The sequence below is a fragment of the Microbacterium sp. YJN-G genome, assembly GCF_015040615.1.
Taxonomy (GTDB): Bacteria; Actinomycetota; Actinomycetes; order Actinomycetales; family Microbacteriaceae; genus Microbacterium.
In genome coordinates, this window is the sequence record NZ_CP060402.1 from 2090016 (window position 1) to 2107542 (window position 17527).

Annotated in this window: 17 protein-coding genes; 1 reads left to right on the forward strand and 16 read right to left on the reverse strand. The window is 71.1% G+C overall.

Annotated features, from left to right (window positions below; genetic code table 11):
• Positions 1-17: 17 nt before the first annotated feature.
• Positions 18-1748 carry an HNH endonuclease signature motif containing protein gene (locus H7694_RS10070; RefSeq protein WP_227468064.1) on the forward strand — a complete coding sequence of 577 codons (1731 nt, stop codon included), beginning with the start codon at positions 18-20 and terminating at the stop codon, positions 1746-1748.
• A 51-nt stretch (positions 1749-1799) separates the two neighbouring features.
• Here the strand turns inward: H7694_RS10070 and H7694_RS10075 are convergent, their stop codons facing one another.
• From H7694_RS10075 to H7694_RS10150, 16 genes are all read right to left on the reverse strand, one after another.
• Positions 1800-2741: an NUDIX hydrolase gene (locus tag H7694_RS10075; protein WP_193596388.1), complete on the reverse strand. Its 942-nt coding sequence runs from the start codon at positions 2739-2741 to the stop codon at positions 1800-1802.
• A 124-nt stretch (positions 2742-2865) separates the two neighbouring features.
• On the reverse strand, positions 2866-3936 hold the full coding sequence (locus H7694_RS10080) for a Glu/Leu/Phe/Val dehydrogenase family protein (RefSeq protein ID WP_193599169.1): 1071 nt from the start codon (positions 3934-3936) through the stop codon (positions 2866-2868).
• A 178-nt stretch (positions 3937-4114) separates the two neighbouring features.
• Positions 4115-5635: a ribosome biogenesis GTPase Der gene (gene der, locus H7694_RS10085; RefSeq protein WP_193596389.1), complete on the reverse strand. Its 1521-nt coding sequence runs from the start codon at positions 5633-5635 to the stop codon at positions 4115-4117.
• Positions 5628-6347, reverse strand: coding sequence for a (d)CMP kinase (gene cmk / locus H7694_RS10090; protein WP_193596390.1), 720 nt, complete (start codon positions 6345-6347; stop codon positions 5628-5630). Before cmk ends, der begins: the two co-directional genes overlap by 8 nt.
• Positions 6340-7473 (reverse strand): prephenate dehydrogenase, encoded by a 1134-nt coding sequence (locus H7694_RS10095; RefSeq protein ID WP_193596391.1) that lies wholly within the window; start codon positions 7471-7473, stop codon positions 6340-6342. The genes cmk and H7694_RS10095 overlap by 8 nt, the downstream gene beginning before the upstream one ends.
• Entirely contained in the window at positions 7470-8267 is a 798-nt protein-coding gene (locus H7694_RS10100; protein WP_193596392.1) for a pseudouridine synthase, read from the reverse strand. Before H7694_RS10100 ends, H7694_RS10095 begins: the two co-directional genes overlap by 4 nt.
• Positions 8264-8872 carry an SMC-Scp complex subunit ScpB gene (scpB, locus tag H7694_RS10105; RefSeq protein WP_193599170.1) on the reverse strand — a complete coding sequence of 203 codons (609 nt, stop codon included), beginning with the start codon at positions 8870-8872 and terminating at the stop codon, positions 8264-8266. Before scpB ends, H7694_RS10100 begins: the two co-directional genes overlap by 4 nt.
• 64 nt (positions 8873-8936) lie before the next feature.
• Positions 8937-9809 (reverse strand): segregation and condensation protein A, encoded by an 873-nt coding sequence (locus tag H7694_RS10110; protein WP_193596393.1) that lies wholly within the window; start codon positions 9807-9809, stop codon positions 8937-8939.
• Positions 9793-10683 (reverse strand): ParA family protein, encoded by an 891-nt coding sequence (locus H7694_RS10115; protein ID WP_193596394.1) that lies wholly within the window; start codon positions 10681-10683, stop codon positions 9793-9795. The genes H7694_RS10110 and H7694_RS10115 overlap by 17 nt, the downstream gene beginning before the upstream one ends.
• Positions 10684-10775: 92 nt before the next feature.
• Positions 10776-11678, reverse strand: a complete 903-nt coding sequence (gene xerD, locus H7694_RS10120; protein WP_193596395.1) for a site-specific tyrosine recombinase XerD — start codon at positions 11676-11678, stop codon at positions 10776-10778.
• A 1-nt stretch (position 11679) separates the two neighbouring features.
• Positions 11680-12249, reverse strand: coding sequence for an NUDIX domain-containing protein (locus H7694_RS10125; protein ID WP_193596396.1), 570 nt, complete (start codon positions 12247-12249; stop codon positions 11680-11682).
• Positions 12242-13930 carry a CTP synthase gene (locus H7694_RS10130; RefSeq protein WP_193596397.1) on the reverse strand — a complete coding sequence of 563 codons (1689 nt, stop codon included), beginning with the start codon at positions 13928-13930 and terminating at the stop codon, positions 12242-12244. Before H7694_RS10130 ends, H7694_RS10125 begins: the two co-directional genes overlap by 8 nt.
• A gap of 17 nt (positions 13931-13947) precedes the next feature.
• On the reverse strand, positions 13948-15636 hold the full coding sequence (gene recN, locus H7694_RS10135; protein WP_193596398.1) for a DNA repair protein RecN: 1689 nt from the start codon (positions 15634-15636) through the stop codon (positions 13948-13950).
• Positions 15633-16538, reverse strand: a complete 906-nt coding sequence (locus tag H7694_RS10140; protein ID WP_193596399.1) for an NAD kinase — start codon at positions 16536-16538, stop codon at positions 15633-15635. Before H7694_RS10140 ends, recN begins: the two co-directional genes overlap by 4 nt.
• Positions 16535-17332, reverse strand: a complete 798-nt coding sequence (locus tag H7694_RS10145) for a TlyA family RNA methyltransferase (RefSeq protein ID WP_193596400.1) — start codon at positions 17330-17332, stop codon at positions 16535-16537. The genes H7694_RS10140 and H7694_RS10145 overlap by 4 nt, the downstream gene beginning before the upstream one ends.
• The gene (locus H7694_RS10150) at positions 17329-17505 is read right to left on the reverse strand and encodes a hypothetical protein (RefSeq protein WP_193596401.1); all 177 of its coding nucleotides are present in this window, start codon (positions 17503-17505) and stop codon (positions 17329-17331) included. The genes H7694_RS10145 and H7694_RS10150 overlap by 4 nt, the downstream gene beginning before the upstream one ends.
• Between the last annotated feature and the right edge of the window lie 22 nt (positions 17506-17527).

The window sequence follows — 17527 nt, forward strand, 5'->3', positions numbered from 1 at the left end:
TGTTCTATACTGGAGGTATGGCTTCCACCGTTGAGGGTCTCGCTGAGCAGCGACTGGCGCTGCTCGACGCGTGGCGAGCCACGCAGCGCGAGATCGCCACCTTGCAGGCGAAGTCCGCCGCTCTGCTGGCTGAGCGGTGCGAGCTGATGAGTGAGGAGATCGCGCAGGCTCCCCTGCATCGCGACGCCATCGAGCGATCAATGGTGGCGGAGTACTCCGCGGCAGGGCACATCTCCAGGGGCTCGATCGAGTACGCGTTCACCGACGCCCGGATGCTGCATGACGAGTTCTCCCTCCTGCGCGAATCTCACGAAACCGGGCGCGTGACCGCCGCGCACGTGCGAGAGGTCATCCGGGAATCGGATGCCGTCCGCGAGGCCGTCGCCTCCGGCGCCGTCGCAGCCGACACCCTGGTGCTGTATCAGGCGGCGGTGCTCGAGGTCGCCGAGACCGACACCCCGGCTCGCACGCGTGCGCACGCGCGGCAGGTCGCCGCTGCTCTGGCCGGCGAGACGGTCACGGAGCGGCATGAGCGCGCCGCTTCCGAGCGGACGGTCACGGTCCGTTCGGTCGGCGACGGACTCGCACTGCTGCAGGCGGTGCTGCCCGAGTACCTCGCCCTCGCCATCCTCGATCGCCTGACGGCGATGGCCCGTCACGTCAGCCGCCATCCTGACGACCGCTCCCCCGTCCTGCCACCCCTGAACCCCGAAGAATTCGGCTTCTATCCCGAAGACGACCGCGAGCCGCCGGAGGCCGCCGAAGACCCGGAAGGAGCGGATGCCGCCGACGCGGCGATCTTCTCCACCAGCACCTTCGCCACCGACCCCTTCACTGACCCGTTCGCTGATGCCATGTCGATCGATGAGAACGATCCGTACATCCAGGATCTGCTCCGTGAGGTCCCGGATCGCCCGCTGCCGCTGGATCCGATGTTCCACGACGACAGTCCGTGCATCATCCACCTCCCCGGCGACTCGCGCACGATCGACCAGATCCGCGCCGACCTGTTCACCGACCTGCTGCTGGCGGCCGACCCGGGTGCGGTGCACGGCGCGGGCCTCGAGAACATCCGCGCCACGGTCCAGGTCACCGTCGCCGCCACCACCCTCACCGGGCAGGACGATCGCCCCGCCGAACTCGACGGACACGGTCCGCTGCACCCCGACGCCGCCCGCACCCTCGCCGGCAACCACACCGGGTGGACGCGACTGTTCCTCGACCCGACCGGCATGGTCACCGAGACCGACACCTACACGCCGACGGCCGGGATGCGCCGCTTCCTCACAGCGCGCGACCAGCACTGCCGGTTCCCGGGATGCCGCCAGCCGCTGCACCGCTGCGACCTCGACCACACGCAGGACTGGGCCCTCGGCGGGAAGACCTCCCTCGACAATCTCGCGCATCTCTGCAAGACCCACCACGTGCTGAAGCATCCCGACATCCCCGATGCGCATCGGTGGACGGCGCGCCAGCTACCCGACTGGACACTCGAGTGGAGCAGCCCCGACGGAAACCGGCACGCCGACCGACCGCCCCGGCGCGTGATGTTCGTTCCCAGTGGACCGCCCGACCCCGGCGGACCACCCGATCCCGCTGACCGGGAGCAGTTCGACGCGCCTCAGCATTCCGATGGGATCTGGACGCCAGCCGGGAGTCCGCCACCACGGCCTGCACGCCCCGGACAGCGTGAGAGCGTGTTCTCGGCTCAGGGGCCGACCGCCGCCGCTGTGGGATCGCCCTTCTGACTCGAGCCTGCGGCGCCTGCTCGGTGCAGCAAGCCCAGGGTGTGCTCTGGACTAGAGCTGGGCGAGCAGCCAGCCGGACGACTCCACGCGGCCGCCCTCGTGCTCGACGCACGAACGCAGTCCGCGATCACTGGTGACGACGGTCACCGTGGCGCCTTCACCGATCAGCCGGCGTGTCTCGTCGACGATGGCGTCATCACCACTCCCGTCCGCGCGCACGACCGCGACCCGCGCCGCCGCATGATCAGGCACCTGCCCGGCCGAACGGTCACCGGCAGCAGCATCCGCGATCGTCCGGGCTTCGCCCTCGACGACCATCGACACGGCCGGGTACCAGCGGTCGGCATCCAGCCCCAGGTCCGATGCGGCGACCCCGGCGGCGCCCCATGCAGCCAGGCGATCACGCAGACGTCCTGCCGCTCCGGCCCTGTCCTTCCACCATCCATCGGGCACCGAACCGACGACGTTCGCAACATCCACGACGATCGCCGGACGCACCGGCAGCAGCGCACGCAGCGTGGGCCACGCGGCGGCGAATCCTGGATGCAGGGCGCGATGGTCGACCTGGTCCACCGGCACCCATTCCAGCGCCAGGCTCTCGGGATCGCTGATCACAGGCTCGAACGGCTCGACGACATCTGCGATGACGGTCGTGTACGACCAGATCGTCAGGTCGAGCACGCTCGCGAAGCGGGCGTGCACGGCACCGTCGGGGATGCCGGCCTCCTCCTGCGCCTCGCGCAGCGCGCCGTGCAGCGCCGTCTCGCCCTCATGCAGGGCGCCGCCGGGCAGGCCCCAGGTGCCGCCGAAGTGGCTCCAGCCCACGCGGTGCTGCAGCAGCACGCCCTTCCGCGCGTCCACGGCGAGCAGTCCGGCAGCGCCGTAGCGGCCCCAGTACTTCTCCCCCGTCGGGGCGACCACCCAGGCGTCTCCGCTGTCGCGCGGGCCGAGCGGACGGCGCGGCTCTCCGGGCTCGGGAGGGATGATGGTCACCCCTCCAGCCTTTCACAGCCGCGCCGTCCCCTGCGGCAGGAGTCGGTGCATTACCCGCATCCGGACGCGAGCATCCACGGAAGAACCGCGGTACGACGCCCGCCGCCCCGGAACGGAGCGCGTCTCAGCGGACGCCGGTGCTCGCTCCCGCGCGCAGCCGCGACGCGGCCAGCTCCTCCGCGGCCTGCAGCGGAGTGATCCCCCGCGCCTCCGCGTCGCCGAGGATCGTGCGGACCGTGTCGCCGATGGCCGACACGCGCGCCATGATCTGCTCACTCGAGCCGATCTGCTTGGCCTCGAGATCCAGGTAGATCACACCACCCGCGTTCACGACGAAGTCGGGGGCGTACAGGATGCCGCGCCCGGCCAGCCGGTCGGCACAGGAGTGGTCCGCCAGCGGGTTGTTCGCCGGGCCGCACACGGCCTTCACATCCAGCGCGTCGATGACCTCGTCGGTCAGCACGCCGCCGATCCCGGCGGGCACGAACACGTCACCCGTGACCAGGTGCTCCGAACCCGGCTCCACCCAGGTGGCCCCGAGCTCCTCGGCGAACTCGCGCCGGGCCGGGTTGATGTCGGTGACCGTCAGCTTCGCGCCCTCTTCGGCGAGGCGCTGCGCGAGCCGTCCGCCGACCTGACCGAGCCCCGAGATGGTGATGCTCCGGCCCGCGGCATCCGCCGACCCCGTGATGCGCTCGAGCACCGCCTGCAGCGACGCGTGCACGCCGAGGCTCGTGGGCCCTGCGGGCTCACCGGAGCCGCCCACCGTCGAGGGCAGGCCGACGACGTGCTGAGTGCGCTCGCTGACCGTGAGCATGTCATCCGTGGTCGAGCCGACATCCTCCGCGGTGCGGTACAGACCGTCCATGAGCTCGACGGCATCACCGAGGTCGAGGAACGCGGCGCGGCGCCGATCGGCATCCAGGGTTTCACCGGGCTCCAGGCGGATGACCGACTTCCCGCCGCCCGCGTCGAGACCGGCCGCCGCGTTCTTCAGCGTCATCGCGGCCGAGAGCCGCAGCGCGTCGCCGAGGGCGTCGCTCCAGTGCGGATACGTCCACAGTCGCGCGCCGCCGAGGGCGGAGCCGAGCACGGACGAGTGCAGCGCGACGGCGATGAACAGGCCACTGCGGCGGCCCGTGATCACCTCCACGCGTTCGTGGGCGAAATCGGGCAGGGGCAGGGTGTGCGTCATCGCAGTCTCCATCGCGCGGGCCTTGTGGGCGGTGCTGGGGATGCCGCGGTGTTGCGGCATCCGTCCCATCATCCCACCGTTCCGCACCCCCGCGGACCAGCGTGCGAACCCGCCGCCGGACCAGCGCCGCGGCCGGCCCACGGCCGGCCCGCGACCCGCACACGGCCGCCGCGCACCGCTACCGCTGGCGGCGCTCCCGCACCCGCATGTTGATCACTATCGGGGTGCCCTCGAACGAGTACAGCTCGCGCAGCCGTCGCGTGACGAAGCGGCGGTAACCCGGGTCGAGGAAGCCGGTCGTGAACAACACGAACGTCGGCGGACGCGTCGACGCCTGCGTGCCGAACAGGATGCGCGGCTGCTTGCCACCGCGCAGCGGGTGCGGGTGGGCGGCGACGAGCTCGGTGATGAACGCATTGAACTTGCCGGTCGGAATGCGGCGGTCCCAGTTCTCCAGGGCGCGCTCCAGCGCGGGCACGAGCTTGTCGAAGTGCCATCCGGTCTTCGCCGAGATGTTCACGCGCGGCGCCCAGGCGACGTGCGCGAGGTCCTGCTCGATCTCGCGCTCCAGGTAGCGGCGACGGTCGGCATTCTCCATGTCGTCGTCCGACAGGCGATCCCACTTGTTGAACGCGAGCACCAGGGCGCGGCCCGACTCGAGCACCATGTCGATGATGTTCAGGTCCTGCACGCTGATCGGCTGGCTCACGTCGAGGACGACGATCGCGACCTCGGCCTTCTCCAGCGCCGCCGAGGTGCGCAGTGACGCGTAGAAGTCGGCGCCCTGCTGCAGGTGCACACGACGACGGATGCCGGCGGTGTCGACCAGGCGCCACATCTTGCCGCCCAGCTCGACGATCTCATCGACCGGGTCGCGGGTGGTGCCGGCGAGGTCGTTGACGACGACCCGCTCCTCCTTGGCCGCCTTGTTCAGCAGCGATGACTTGCCCACGTTCGGGCGTCCCAGGATCGCGACGCGGCGCGGCCCGCCGATCTCGGCCTTGGCGACCGCCGACACGTCGGGCAGCTTCTCCATGACCAGGTCGAGCAGGTCGGCGACGCCACGGCCGTGGATGGCCGAGACCGGGTGCGGTTCGCCCAGGCCCAGGTTCCACAGGGCCGCGGCCTCGGGCTCCTGCCGCGCATCGTCGATCTTGTTGGCGACGAGGAACACCGGCTTGCCGCTCTTGCGCAGCAGCTTGACGACGTACTCATCGGTCGAGGTCGCGCCGACCTTCGCGTCGACGACGAACAGCACCAGGTCGGCAAGATCGATCGCGACCTCGGCCTGGGCTGCGACCGAGCGGTCGATGCCCTTGGCGTCGGGCTCCCAGCCGCCGGTGTCGACGAGCGAGAACCGCCGGTCCATCCACTCGGCCTTGTACGTGACGCGGTCGCGGGTGACACCCGGGGTGTCCTCGACGACGGCCTCGCGGCGGCCGAGGATGCGGTTCACGAGCGCCGACTTGCCCACGTTCGGGCGTCCCACGATCGCGACCACCGGCAGCGCCGGCATGTACTCGATGCCGTCCTCGCCGAGGGTCACGCCCTCGAGCAGGTGCGCGTCGTCCTCGTCCAGGTCGTAATCGGCGAGCGTGGCCCGCATGAGGTCGGCCCGCTGGTCGGCGAGCTCCTCATCCAGGTTCTCCATCTTCTCGGCGAGGTCGTCGGGACGACCCTCGTACTCTTCCTCAGCCATGTTCGGGCTTCCTCTCCGCATCGCGGCGGCGCTCGATCACGGCGAGCACGGCGTCGATGGTCTGCATGAAATCAAGTTCTGTGGTGTCGACGACCTCGACGCCGGGGGCGGCGTTGAGAAAGTCGACGACGCCGCTGTCGGAGGCGTCGCGCTTGTGCATCGCCTCCGCGACGGCCGCCGCGTTCTCACCGGCGAGCTCCGCCGCCCGGCGCGCGGCGCGCACCTCGGGTGCTGCGGTCAGCAGGATCCGCACCGGAGCATCCGGGGCCACGACGGTCGTGATGTCGCGACCCTCCACGATCACCGCCGGGTAGTCGGCCTCGGCGACGATCCGGCGGAACATGTCGTTCACCTGCACGCGCACCTCGGGTACGCGCGCCACGCCGCTGACCGCGGCCGACACCCGCGGCTCGCGGATCGCGTCGGTCACCTCGACATCGCCGACCAGCACGCGCCGATCGTCGGGGTCGAGCCGCTGGTTCAGCGGGAAGCCGGATGCCGCGGTGCGCACTGCGTCGGCATCCGCGGTGTCCGCTCCGCCCTCGAGCACGAACCAGGCCAGCGCGCGGTAGGCGGCGCCGGTGTCGAGGTAGCCGTAGCCGAGCCGCCGTGCGATCTCCTTCGAGACGCTGGACTTGCCCGACCCGGCCGGGCCGTCGATGGCGATGAACTTGTCGGCGCGCGTCGCCGCATCCGTCGAGAGATCAGTCATTGGTGTTCCCCGCAATCCGCCAGCCGCGTGCTTCCAGGCCCTCGATGGCGCCGCGCAGCGCGGCCGGCGCCACACTGATGTCGGCGAGGCCGAACTGCGCGCCCGGAGAGTGCTCCAGGCGCAGGTCCTCGACGTTCACGCCCAGCTCACCCAGCTCGCCGAACAGGCGACCGAGCTGACCGGGGGTGTCGTCGACCATGACGACCAGCTGCTCGAAGCGACGGTTCTGCCCGTGCTTGCCCGGTAGCCGTTCGACTCCCTCGTTGCCCTGCCGGATGGCGTCGGCCACGGCACGTCGCGCACCGGCGGCATCCGGCTCGCGCAGGGCGCTCGCGACCTGCTGCAGGTCGGCGGCGAGGGCGTCGAGCACGTCGACGACCGGCTCGGCGTTGGCGCTGAGGATCTGCACCCACAGTTCAGGGGCGGATGCCGCGATGCGGGTCGTGTCGCGCACACCCTGGCCCGCCAGGCGCAGCGATCCCTCATCGGCCGCTGCGAGGCGTGCGGCGAGCAGGCTCGCCACCACCTGCGGCACGTGCGAGGTCAGCGCGACGGCGCGGTCGTGCTCCTCCGGCGTCATCTCCAGCGGCATGGCGCCGACGTCGAGCGCGAGCGCCTCGACCAGAGCGAGGTCGGAGGCGCGGGTCTCCTCGTCACGGCACACCACCCACGGCCGGCCGATGAACAGGTCTGCCCGCGCGGAGATCGCCCCACCGCGCTCGCGTCCGGCCAGCGGATGCGAGCCGATGTAGCGCGTCAGATCGACGCCGCGACGGCGCAGCTCGTCGAAGGGGGCGAGCTTGACGCTCGCGACGTCGGTGACCACGGCGTCCGGGAACGCCTCCAGCTCGGCCTGGATGACGTCGGCGGTGACATCCGGCGGGACGGCGACCACGATCAGCGACGGCGCATCGCCGTCGCCGGCGGCGCGGCCGGCGCCGTAGTCGATCGCCAGGCGCAGCTGCGACGGCGAGGCGTCGGCCAGCACGACGTCGACGCCCTTGACCCGCAGCGCGTGCCCGATGCTCGCGCCGAGCAGGCCGGCGCCGACGATGCGCACGGTACCCGAGACGCGCGACGCGGGGCCCGGCGCGCGTGCGGCGCGGGCGTTCGTCGAATCGCTCACTCGGTCTCCTGCTCCTCGTCCACTCCTGCGGTCGCAGGGGAATCCTGGCGCGACAGAGTCAGCAAGGCGCCGCGTTCGATCTTAGTCAGCTCCCTTGCCCTGCCCACCGGGAGAGTTCCCAGGTGCAGGGGGCCGAACTGCCGGCGCACCAGCTCTTCGACCGGGTGGCCGACCGCGGCCATCATGCGGCGCACGATCCGGTTGCGTCCCGAGTGCAGGGTCAGCTCGACCAGGCTGGAACTCTTTCCGGTCGCTGAGCCTGTCGATGCGTCCAGCAGCCGCGCCTTGTCGGCGGCGATCGGACCGTCCTCGAGCTCGACGCCACGGGTGAGCTTCGCGATCGTCTGCGCGGTGACCGTGCCGGTCACCTTCGCGATGTACACCTTGGTGACGCCGAACGACGGGTGGGCGAGCACATGGGCGAGCTCGCCGTCGTTGGTGAGGATGAGCAGGCCGCTGGTCTCGGCATCCAGCCGGCCGACGTTGTACAGCCGCTCGGGCCAGTCCTTCGTGAAGCGGCGCAGGTCGGGCCGGCCCTTCTCGTCGCGCATGGTGCTGTAGATGCCGGTCGGCTTGTTGAGCATGACGTAGCGCTTCGAGACGTCGAGCTGCACGGCGGTGCCGTCGACGTCGATCAGGTCGTGCTCGGGGTCGATGCGGGTGCCGAGTTCGGTGACGGTCCTGCCGTTGACGCGGATGCGGCCCTCGACGATGTACTGCTCGATCACGCGGCGCGAGGCGACCCCGGCGTTGGCCAGCGCCTTCTGCAGCCGGATGCCGTCGGTCTCGGTCATCGGATGACTCCCTCATCGAAGCCGTCGGCCCCGTCGTCGAGCAGCGGTGAGATCGGGGGCAGCTCGTCGATCGAGTTGATCCCCAGGTGCTGCAGCAGCTGGTCGGTGGTGCCGTAGTTGATGGCGCCCGTCTCGGTGTCGGCGAACAGCTCGGTGATCAGGCCCCGGGCCAGCAGCGTGCGGACCACCGAGTCGACGTTCACGGCGCGGATCGACGCGACCTGTCCACGGGTGACCGGCTGCTTGTAGGCGATCACGGCGAGGGTCTCCAGCGCCGCCTGCGACAGTCGTGCGGGCGCCTGACCGCCGATGAAGTCGGCGATCAGGTCGTCGTGGTCCTCGCGAACGTACAGCCGCCAGCCGCCGCCGACCTCGCGCAGCTCGAAGCCGCGGCGCGGTCCCCTGCCCCGGCCGTCGTAGTCCTCGGCGAGAGTCTCGAGCGTCTGCCGCACGGCGGGAACCGGTGCGTGCACGGCGGCGGCCAGCGCCACCAGCGCGATCGGCTCGTCGACGATGAGCAGGATCGCCTCGACCCGCTCCGCCAGGGGCGTCTCGAGCGTGTCCTCGACGGACACGGACGTCTCGGCACCGGCATCCGGCGTCATGATCTCTCCTTCGAACGTCACAGTCGGCTCATCGGTCGCTGTCTGCTCATCGGTCATAGTCTGCTCATCGGTCATAGTCTGCTCCCAGCGTCGCGAGCTGTTCATCCGACCAGCTCTCCGCCGACCAGCGCAGGGTCAGCTCGCCGAGGGGCTCGAGCTGCTCGAACGAGAGCGCGGCGTGCCGGTACAGCTCGAGCACCGAGATGAACCGCGCGACGACGATGCCCGGCTCGCTCACGCCGCTGACCAGCTCGCGGAACGTCAGCGCCTCGGTGCTGCGCAGCAGGGTGACCACGACTGCGGCCTGTTCCCGGATGCTGACCAGCGGGGCGTGCAGGTGGTCGAGGCCGACGGTCGGGATCTCCTTCGGCGCGAAGGCGAGCAGGGCGAGAGCGGCGAAGTCGTCGGCCGACAGCGACCAGACCAGCTCGGGCGTCTTGCGGCGGTGCTTCTCGTCCAGCGGCACGGCGCGCACGTGACGGCGCTCCTCACGCTGCAGGCACCGGGCGAACCACGACGACACCTCCTTGAACGCGCGGTACTGCAGCAGCCGCGCGAACAGCAGGTCGCGTGCCTCGAGCAGGGCGACGGCCTCGGCGTCGACCAGCTCGCCCTGGGGCAGGAGCCCGGCGACCTTCATGTCGAGCAGAGTCGCGGCCACCACCAGGAACTCCGATGCCTGGTCGAGCTCCTCCTCGCCGTCGAGGTCGCGCAGGTACGAGATGAACTCGTTGGTGACCTTGCTCAACGACACCTCGGTGATGTCGAGCTCGTGCTTGGAGATGAGGTTCAGCAGCAGATCGAAGGGGCCGTCGAAGTTCGTCAGCGAGACGCGGAAGCCTGAGGCATCCGCGTCCTGGGTCACCGAATCCTGGGTCGCTGAGCCTGTCGAAGCGCCAGGCTCGACAGGAGGAGAGTCCTCAGGCGACGGCGCCACGGGCGACCAGCTCCCGCGCCAGTCGCAGGTAGGCCTGGGCGGCTGCGTGCTCCGGCGCGAACTCGGTGATGGGCACACCCGACACGGAGGCGTCGGGGAACTTCACGGTGCGGCCGATCACGGTCTCGAGCACGTCGTCGCCGAACGCCTCGACCACGCGCTCGAGCACCTCACGGGAGTGCAGCGTGCGCGGGTCGTACATCGTCGCGAGCAGACCGTCGAGCGTGATCGACGGGTTGAGCCGGTCGCGCACCTTGTCGATCGTCTCGATCAGCAGCGCCACGCCGCGCAGCGCGAAGAACTCGCACTCCAGCGGGATGAGCACGCCGTGCGCGGCGGTGAGGGCGTTGACCGTCAGCAGCCCGAGCGAGGGCTGGCAGTCGATGAGGATGACGTCGTACTCCCCCGCCACCTGGCGCAGCACGCGCGACAGAATGGTCTCGCGGGCGACCTCGTTGACGAGGTGCACCTCGGCCGCGGACAGGTCGATGTTCGCCGGCAGCACGTCGAGGTTCGGCGTGGCAGACGTCACGATCGCGTCATGCGGGTCGCGCTTGGTGTCCAGCAGCAGGTCGTACACCGTCGGGACATCATGGGTCGGGATGCCGAGGCCCGCCGAGAGCGCGCCCTGCGGGTCGAAGTCGACGGCGAGCACCTTGCGCCCGTACTCGGCGAGCGCTGCGGCCAGGTTGATCGAGGTTGTCGTCTTGCCGACGCCGCCCTTCTGGTTGCACAGCGCGATGATGCGTGCGGGCCCGTGCGAGTCGAGCGGTGCGGGGATCGCGAACCCCTGGTAGGGGCGGCCGGTCGGGCCGATGGGGGTGTCGTCACCCTTCGTCGCCTTCGACCTGGACTTCGTCGCCTTCTCCGCCACCGGTTCTCCTGCTCCTTCGTGCTTGCTCGATTGTAGCGGCCGGGTGAACGGGCGCCATCCCGGCGCGCGGCGCGGGCGGGATGCCGCGCGTGTCAGCGCGCCCTGGGGTGCGAGGTGATGTAGATGTCACGCAGCGTGTCGACCGAGACGTGCGTGTAGATCTGGGTCGTCGCCACGGACGCGTGACCCAGCAGCTCCTGCACCACGCGTACGTCGGCGCCGCCCTGCAGCAGGTGGGTGGCGAACGAGTGGCGCAGGGTGTGCGGAGAGACCTCTGCGCTGATCTGGGCGCGCTCGGCGGCGGCCCGGATGACCAGCCAGGCACTCTGCCTCGACAGCGGGGCTCCGCGTGCGCCGAGGAAGAGCCGTGCGGTGGCCCGACCCTTGGCGGCGAGCTCGGGACGCACCCGGGTCAGGTACGCGTCGACGGCGGCGCGCGCGTAGGAGCCGACCGGCACGATCCGCTCCTTGTCGCCCTTGCCGCGCAGGCGCAGCACGTCGCCGTACGCGAGGTCGTCGACGTCGAGCGAGACGGCCTCCGAGACGCGGGCGCCGGTCGCGTACAGCAGCTCGAGCAGCGCACGATCCCGGATGCCGATCGGCTCGTCCGGCGAGGGCGCCGCCAGCAGCCGCTCGACCTGTTCGATCGTGAGCGCCTTCGGCAGCCTCCGCGGCGTCTTGGGGGGACGCAGCCGTCCGGTCGGGTCGTCGGTCGTGATCGCCTCGCGGGCCAGGAACCGGTGCCAGCTTCGCACCGACGACTGCAGCCGCGCGAGGCTCGTCGCGGCGGGTGGCGGAACGGCGGCCGATCGTTCGGCGATGAACGCCGTCACGACCGCCGGGGTCACGGCATCCGTCGTCTCGATCCCCTGGGCGGCGAGCCAGTCGACGTACGCGACGAGGTCTCGCCGGTACGCGGCGATCGTGTGCTCCGAGAGGCCGCGCTCGATCGTGACGTGCCTGAGGTACGCGTTCAGCGCACGATCGAGCTGCACGTCAGCCCCGGCCGGCGCGCCTCAGCGAGGCGGCCATCACGCCGATGGAGAGGATGCCGTTGTGCATCCGCCCGTCCAGCACCGCGTCGACGGCATCCGCCAGGGGCACCCACTCGACGCGGATGTCGGCCTCCTCGTCCTCACGGGCGTGCGCGGCCTCCGCGGCCGAGATGCCGGTCGCGAGGTACACGTGGATCATCTCGTCGTTGCCGCCCGGTGTGGTCCACGACGACACGAGGTGCTCCCACTCGCGGGCGGTGATGTCGGCCTCCTCGGCGAGCTCGCGCTGCGCGGCGAGCAGCGGGTCCTCACCGGGGATGTCGAGCAGGCCGGCGGGCAGCTCCCAGTCGCGGTGGCGGATCGGGTGCCGGTACTGCTGGATCAGCAGCACCCGGTCCTGATCATCGAGGGCGACGACGGCGACCGCACCGGTGTGCGCCACGTACTGGCGCCGGATCTCCCCATCGCCGTAGCGCACCCGGTCGTCGCGGACATCCCAGACGGCGCCCGCGAACGCGAGGTCGCTCGAGAGCACCTCGGGTTCGAAGGGCTCGTCGTGAAGGCTAGTCATCTTCGCTGAACAGCTCGCTGGAGCGGTGCCGCTCGATGGCGGCCCCGACCAGTCCGCGGAACAGCGGGTGCGGTGCCGTCGGGCGCGAGCGCAGCTCGGGGTGCGCCTGGGTGGCGATGTAGAACGGGTGCACGTCGCGCGGCAGCTCGACGTACTCGACGAGGTCGAGCTCGGGGTTCAGCCCCGAGAACACCAGCCCCGCCTCGGCGAGACGGCCGCGGTAGGAGTTGTTGACCTCGTAGCGGTGACGGTGGCGCTCGGATGCCGTGGCCGAGCCGTACAGCTCGCGGGCCAGCGATCCCTCGGCGAGGGCCGCCTCGTACAGGCCCAGGCGCATGGTGCCGCCCAGGTCGCCGCCGTCGAGGATCTCGACCTGCTCGGCCATGGTCGCGATGATCGGCTCGGCCGTCTCGGGATCGAACTCGGTCGACGAGGCGCCGGCGATGCCGGCGACGTTGCGGCCGTACTCGATGACCATGCACTGCAGACCCAGGCACAGGCCGAGGGCCGGGATGCCCTGCTCGCGGGCGAACCGCAGCGCACCCAGCTTGCCCTCGATGCCGCGGATGCCGAAGCCACCTGGTACGCAGATGCCGTCCAGGTTGCCCAGCTCGCGAGCCGCGCCTTCGGGGGTCTCACAGGTGTCCGAGGCGATCCAGCGGATGTTGACCTTGGTCTCCTGCGCGAAGCCGCCCGCCTTGAGGGCCTCGGTGACCGACAGGTACGCGTCGGGCAGGTCGATGTACTTGCCGACCAGGCCGATGGTGACCTCGTGCTTGGGGTTGTGCACGGCGTGCAGCACGGTGTTCCAGCGCGTCCAGTCGACCTCACCGGCACGGTCGGACAGACCGAGGCGGCGGATGATGTAGGCGTCCAGGCCCTGCTCGTTCAGCGTCGACGGGATGTCGTAGATGCTGGGCAGGTCGACGGTGTTGATGACGCCCTCGGTGTCGACGTCGCACATCAGGGCGATCTTGTTGCGGTTGCTCTCGCTGACCGGACGGTCGCTGCGCAGCACGAGCGCGTCGGGCTGGATGCCGAGCTGGCGCAGGGCTGCGACCGAGTGCTGGGTGGGCTTGGTCTTCTGCTCGCCGGAGGCGCCCATGAACGGCACGAGCGAGACGTGCGCGAAGAACACGCTGTCGCGGCCGAGCTCGTGGCGCAGCTGACGCGCGGCCTCGAGGAAGGGCTGCGACTCGATGTCGCCGACCGTGCCGCCGACCTCGGTGATGATCACGTCGGGACGGGGATCCTCGGTCGCCTGCAGGCGCATGCGGCGCTTGATCTCGTCGGTGATGTGCGGGATGACCTGCACCGTCGCACCGAGGTAGTCGCCGCGGCGCTCCTTGGCGATGACCTGCGAGTAGATCTGCCCGGTGGTCACGTTCGCAGCGCGCGACAGGTTGATGCCGAGGAAGCGCTCGTAGTGTCCGATGTCGAGGTCGGTCTCGGCGCCGTCGTCGGTGACGAAGACCTCACCGTGCTCGAACGGGTTCATGGTGCCCGGGTCGACGTTCAGATAGGGGTCGAGCTTCTGCATCACGACGCGCAGTCCGCGGGCGGTGAGCAGGTTGCCCAGGCTCGCCGCGGTGAGGCCCTTCCCCAACGACGAAACGACACCGCCTGTCACGAAGATGTGCTTGGTGGTGTCGTTCTTGGGCCCCGCAACAGAAGAGTTCATCACGGGCTTCTATCCTATCAGTTCGTGTCGGAGCCGAGGCTCAGCAGTTCGCGGGCGTGGGTGAGTGCGGCGTCGGAATCAGCGAGTCCGGAGAGCAGTCGCGCCATCTCGGCCTCGCGCTGCTCGCCCGCGAGCCGGGTGACACTGGATGCCGTGACCGAGCCGTCGTTGGACTTCACGACGGAGAGGTGGTTGGTCGCGAACGCCGCGACCTGGGCGAGGTGCGTGACGGCGATGACCTGCGAGCTGCGGGCCAGTTGTGCGAGGCGCCGGCCGACCTCGATCGCGGCGGCGCCACCGATGCCGGCATCCACCTCGTCGAAGACGAACGTCGGCACCGGGTCGGTTCCTGCGATGACGACCTCGATCGCCAGCATGACGCGCGAGAGCTCGCCACCGGATGCCCCGCGCGAGACCGGGCGCGGCTCGGCGCCGGGGTGCGGGGCGAGCAGGATGCCGACGTCGTCGCGTCCGTGCGACGATTCGGCGCCCGGTGAGACACGGGCCTCGAGGCGGGCATCCGGCATGGCCAGGGCGTGCAGCTCTTCGGTGACGGCTGCGGACAGCCGGCCGGCGGCCTCGGTGCGGGCGGCGGTGAGCGTCTCGGCGGCGGCGTCGAGCGCCTCACGGGCCTGGTCAGCCTGTGCGGTGAGCCGCTCGATGCGGTCGCCGTCGTCGTCGAGCTCCGCCAGGCGCAGCGAACCGGTGCGCCACACCTCCAGGGCGCTCTCCAGCGAGCCGTGCTGTCGGATCAGCCCTCCCAGGGCCGCGCGGCGCTCTTCGACAGCGGCGAGTTCGTGCGGGCCCGACTCGTCGAGATCGGCGAGGTAGGTGGAGAGCTGCCCTGCCAGGTCCGCCGCGCGGTAGCCGAGGTCGACGACGGCCTCGGCGATGCCCGCGAGCTGGGGGTCGCTCACGCGCTCCAGCGCGCGGCGCGCCTCGGCGAGCAGCCCCGACACGTCGGGTTCGTCGTCCTCGGACGACAGGGCCGTCCGGGCGAGGGATGCCGACTGGCGCAGCTCTTCCGCATTCGCGAGACGCTCGGCCCTCTCGTTGAGGGTCACGTCCTCCCCCGCCTCCGGCTCGAGCTGCTCGATCTCGGCGAGCTGCTCGCGCAGCAGGGCCGCCTCGGCCGCCCGCCGGTCGCGGTTCTCGGTGAGCTCGGCGATCTCGGCATCCAGTTCGCGCCAGGCCCGGAAGCTCTCCTGGTAGCGGCTGAGCGCCTCGGCGACCCTCTCACCGCCGAAGCGGTCGAGCGCATCGCGCTGCGCGGCGGCGGAGCGCAGCCGCAGCTGGTCGGACTGCCCGTGCACGACCACGAGCTCGTCGGCGAGGGCCGAGAGCACGCCGGCAGGTGCGGCGCGACCGCCGACGCTCGCACGGCTGCGTCCCTCGGCGCTCAGGGTGCGCGAGACGTACAGCTCGGCGGCGTCGCCTGCAGGCTCGAGCTCGCCCCCGGCATCCGCCACGATGTCGGCGACCGGCCCCTGCTGCGGAACCAGCCACACCCCGGCGACCGAGGCCTGGGCGGCGCCGGCGCGCACCGCCGACGAGTCGGCGCGCGCGCCGAGCAGCAGGCCGAGGCCCGTGACGACCATGGTCTTGCCCGCTCCGGTCTCGCCGGTGACCGCGGTGAACCCGGGGCCGAGCGGCAGCACGGCGTCGTCGATGACGCCGAGACCGCGGATGCGCATCTCGTCGATCATGACGCTCCTCGCCATCCGGCGACGGGCAGGTGGAACTTGCGCACCAGACGGTTGGTGAACGCGGTCGGATGCAGTCGCGCGAGCCGCACGGGCCGCGAGGAGCGGCGCACGATCACGCGCGCGCCCGGCGGCAGGTCGTGCGAGCGGCGGCCGTCGCACCACAGGATGCCGGCGCCGAGGGTGCGCTCGAGCATCTCGATCGCGACCGTCGCCTCCGGGCCGACCACGAGCGGCTTGGCGAACAGGGCGTGCGCCGAGAGCGGCACGAGAGCGATGGCCTCGACCGTGGGCCAGATCACCGGCCCGCCGGCGGAGAAGTTGTAGGCGGTCGATCCGGTGGGGGTCGACACGACCATGCCATCGCATCCGAAGGTCGACAGCGGGCGGCCGTCGATCTCGATGACGACCTCGATCATGCGCTCGCGACTGGCCTTCTCGACGGTCGCCTCGTTCAGCGCCCAGGTCTCGTAGACGACGGTGCCGTCGGCATCCTCGACCTGCACCGACAGCGCCAGGCGCTCCTCGACCTCGTAGTCCCGGTCGACGACGCGCCGCACGGCGGCATCCATGTCGTCCCGGTCGATCTCGGCGAGGAATCCGACGTGACCCATGTTGATCCCCAGCACGGGTGCGCCGGACTCGCGCACCAGTTCGGCGGCGCGCAGGATCGTCCCGTCACCGCCGAGGACGATCGCCAGCTCCAGGTCTTCGGGGTCGACATCCTCGCCGAGCATGCTGAGTTCGGCGAAGGCCGGGTCGACGGCTGCGAGTTCGTCGCGGTCGGGCGAGGCGAGCACGGGAACCGCGCCGTCCTCCCGGAGCGCCTCGATGACGCGCAGGGCGGCGACGACGGTGTCCTCTCGCTTCGCGTGGGCGACGACCAGGATCCGGCGCTCGTTCATCGTCCTCCTGCCACGTGTGCGATCTGCTGCGTCCATTCTGTCGGATCCGTCCCGCGGCCGGGCGCGAGGTGCACCAGGTACTCGGCGTTGCCGTGCGTGCCGAGGATCGGCGAGGGCAGGATGCCGAGGATGCCGAGGCCGGCGTCGTGAGCGGCCCACAGCGTGCGCTCGACGGCGTCGACGCGCAGGGTGGGATTGGTGACCAGTCCGCCCTTGACGGCGGTGCGGCCGACCTCGAACTGCGGCTTGATCAGCAGCACCACGTCGCCGTCCGCGGCGACGACGTCGGCGACGGCGGGCAGGACGAGGGCGAGCGAGATGAACGACAGGTCGCCGACGACCAGGTCGGGGCGCGGGCTCTCCCCGGTCGCCTCGGTGAGGGTCGCGGCGGTCATGTGGCGGACGTTGAATCCCTCGACGACCGTGACCCCGGGGTCGGCCGCGACGGAGTCGGCGAGCTGTCCGTGCCCGACGTCGACCGCGAGCACCCGGCGGGCGCCCCGCTCGCGGAGCACCTGGGTGAAGCCGCCCGTGGAGGCGCCCATGTCGAGCGCGAGGCGATCCTGCACGGGTATGCCGAAGCCGTCGAGCGCGGCGATGAGCTTGTGGGCCGCTCGGCTGACGTAGTGGTCGCCGCCGTCTACGGCGATCTCGTCGTCGTCGGTGACCGGGGTCGAGGCCTTGACGACGGGGTGGCCGCCGACGCTCACCAGCCCGTCGGCGATCAGGGCGGCGGCGTGCGTGCGGGAACGAGCGAGCCCGCGCGCGGCGAGGGCGGCGTCGAGTCTCGTCATCGGGGCCCCGGTGCGGCGTCGCGGGCGTCGCCGCGTGGCGTGCTCTCGAGCCGCTTCATGAGCTCGTCGTGCACCGCCCCGTACGCGTCGGCGCGCGCCGCGAGCGGCTGGCCCTCGATGAGCCGCAGCCGGCTCCAGAGCGCGTCGGTCGGCTCATCGCGCGTGTGCTCCATCCGACCACTGTATCCCGGGCAG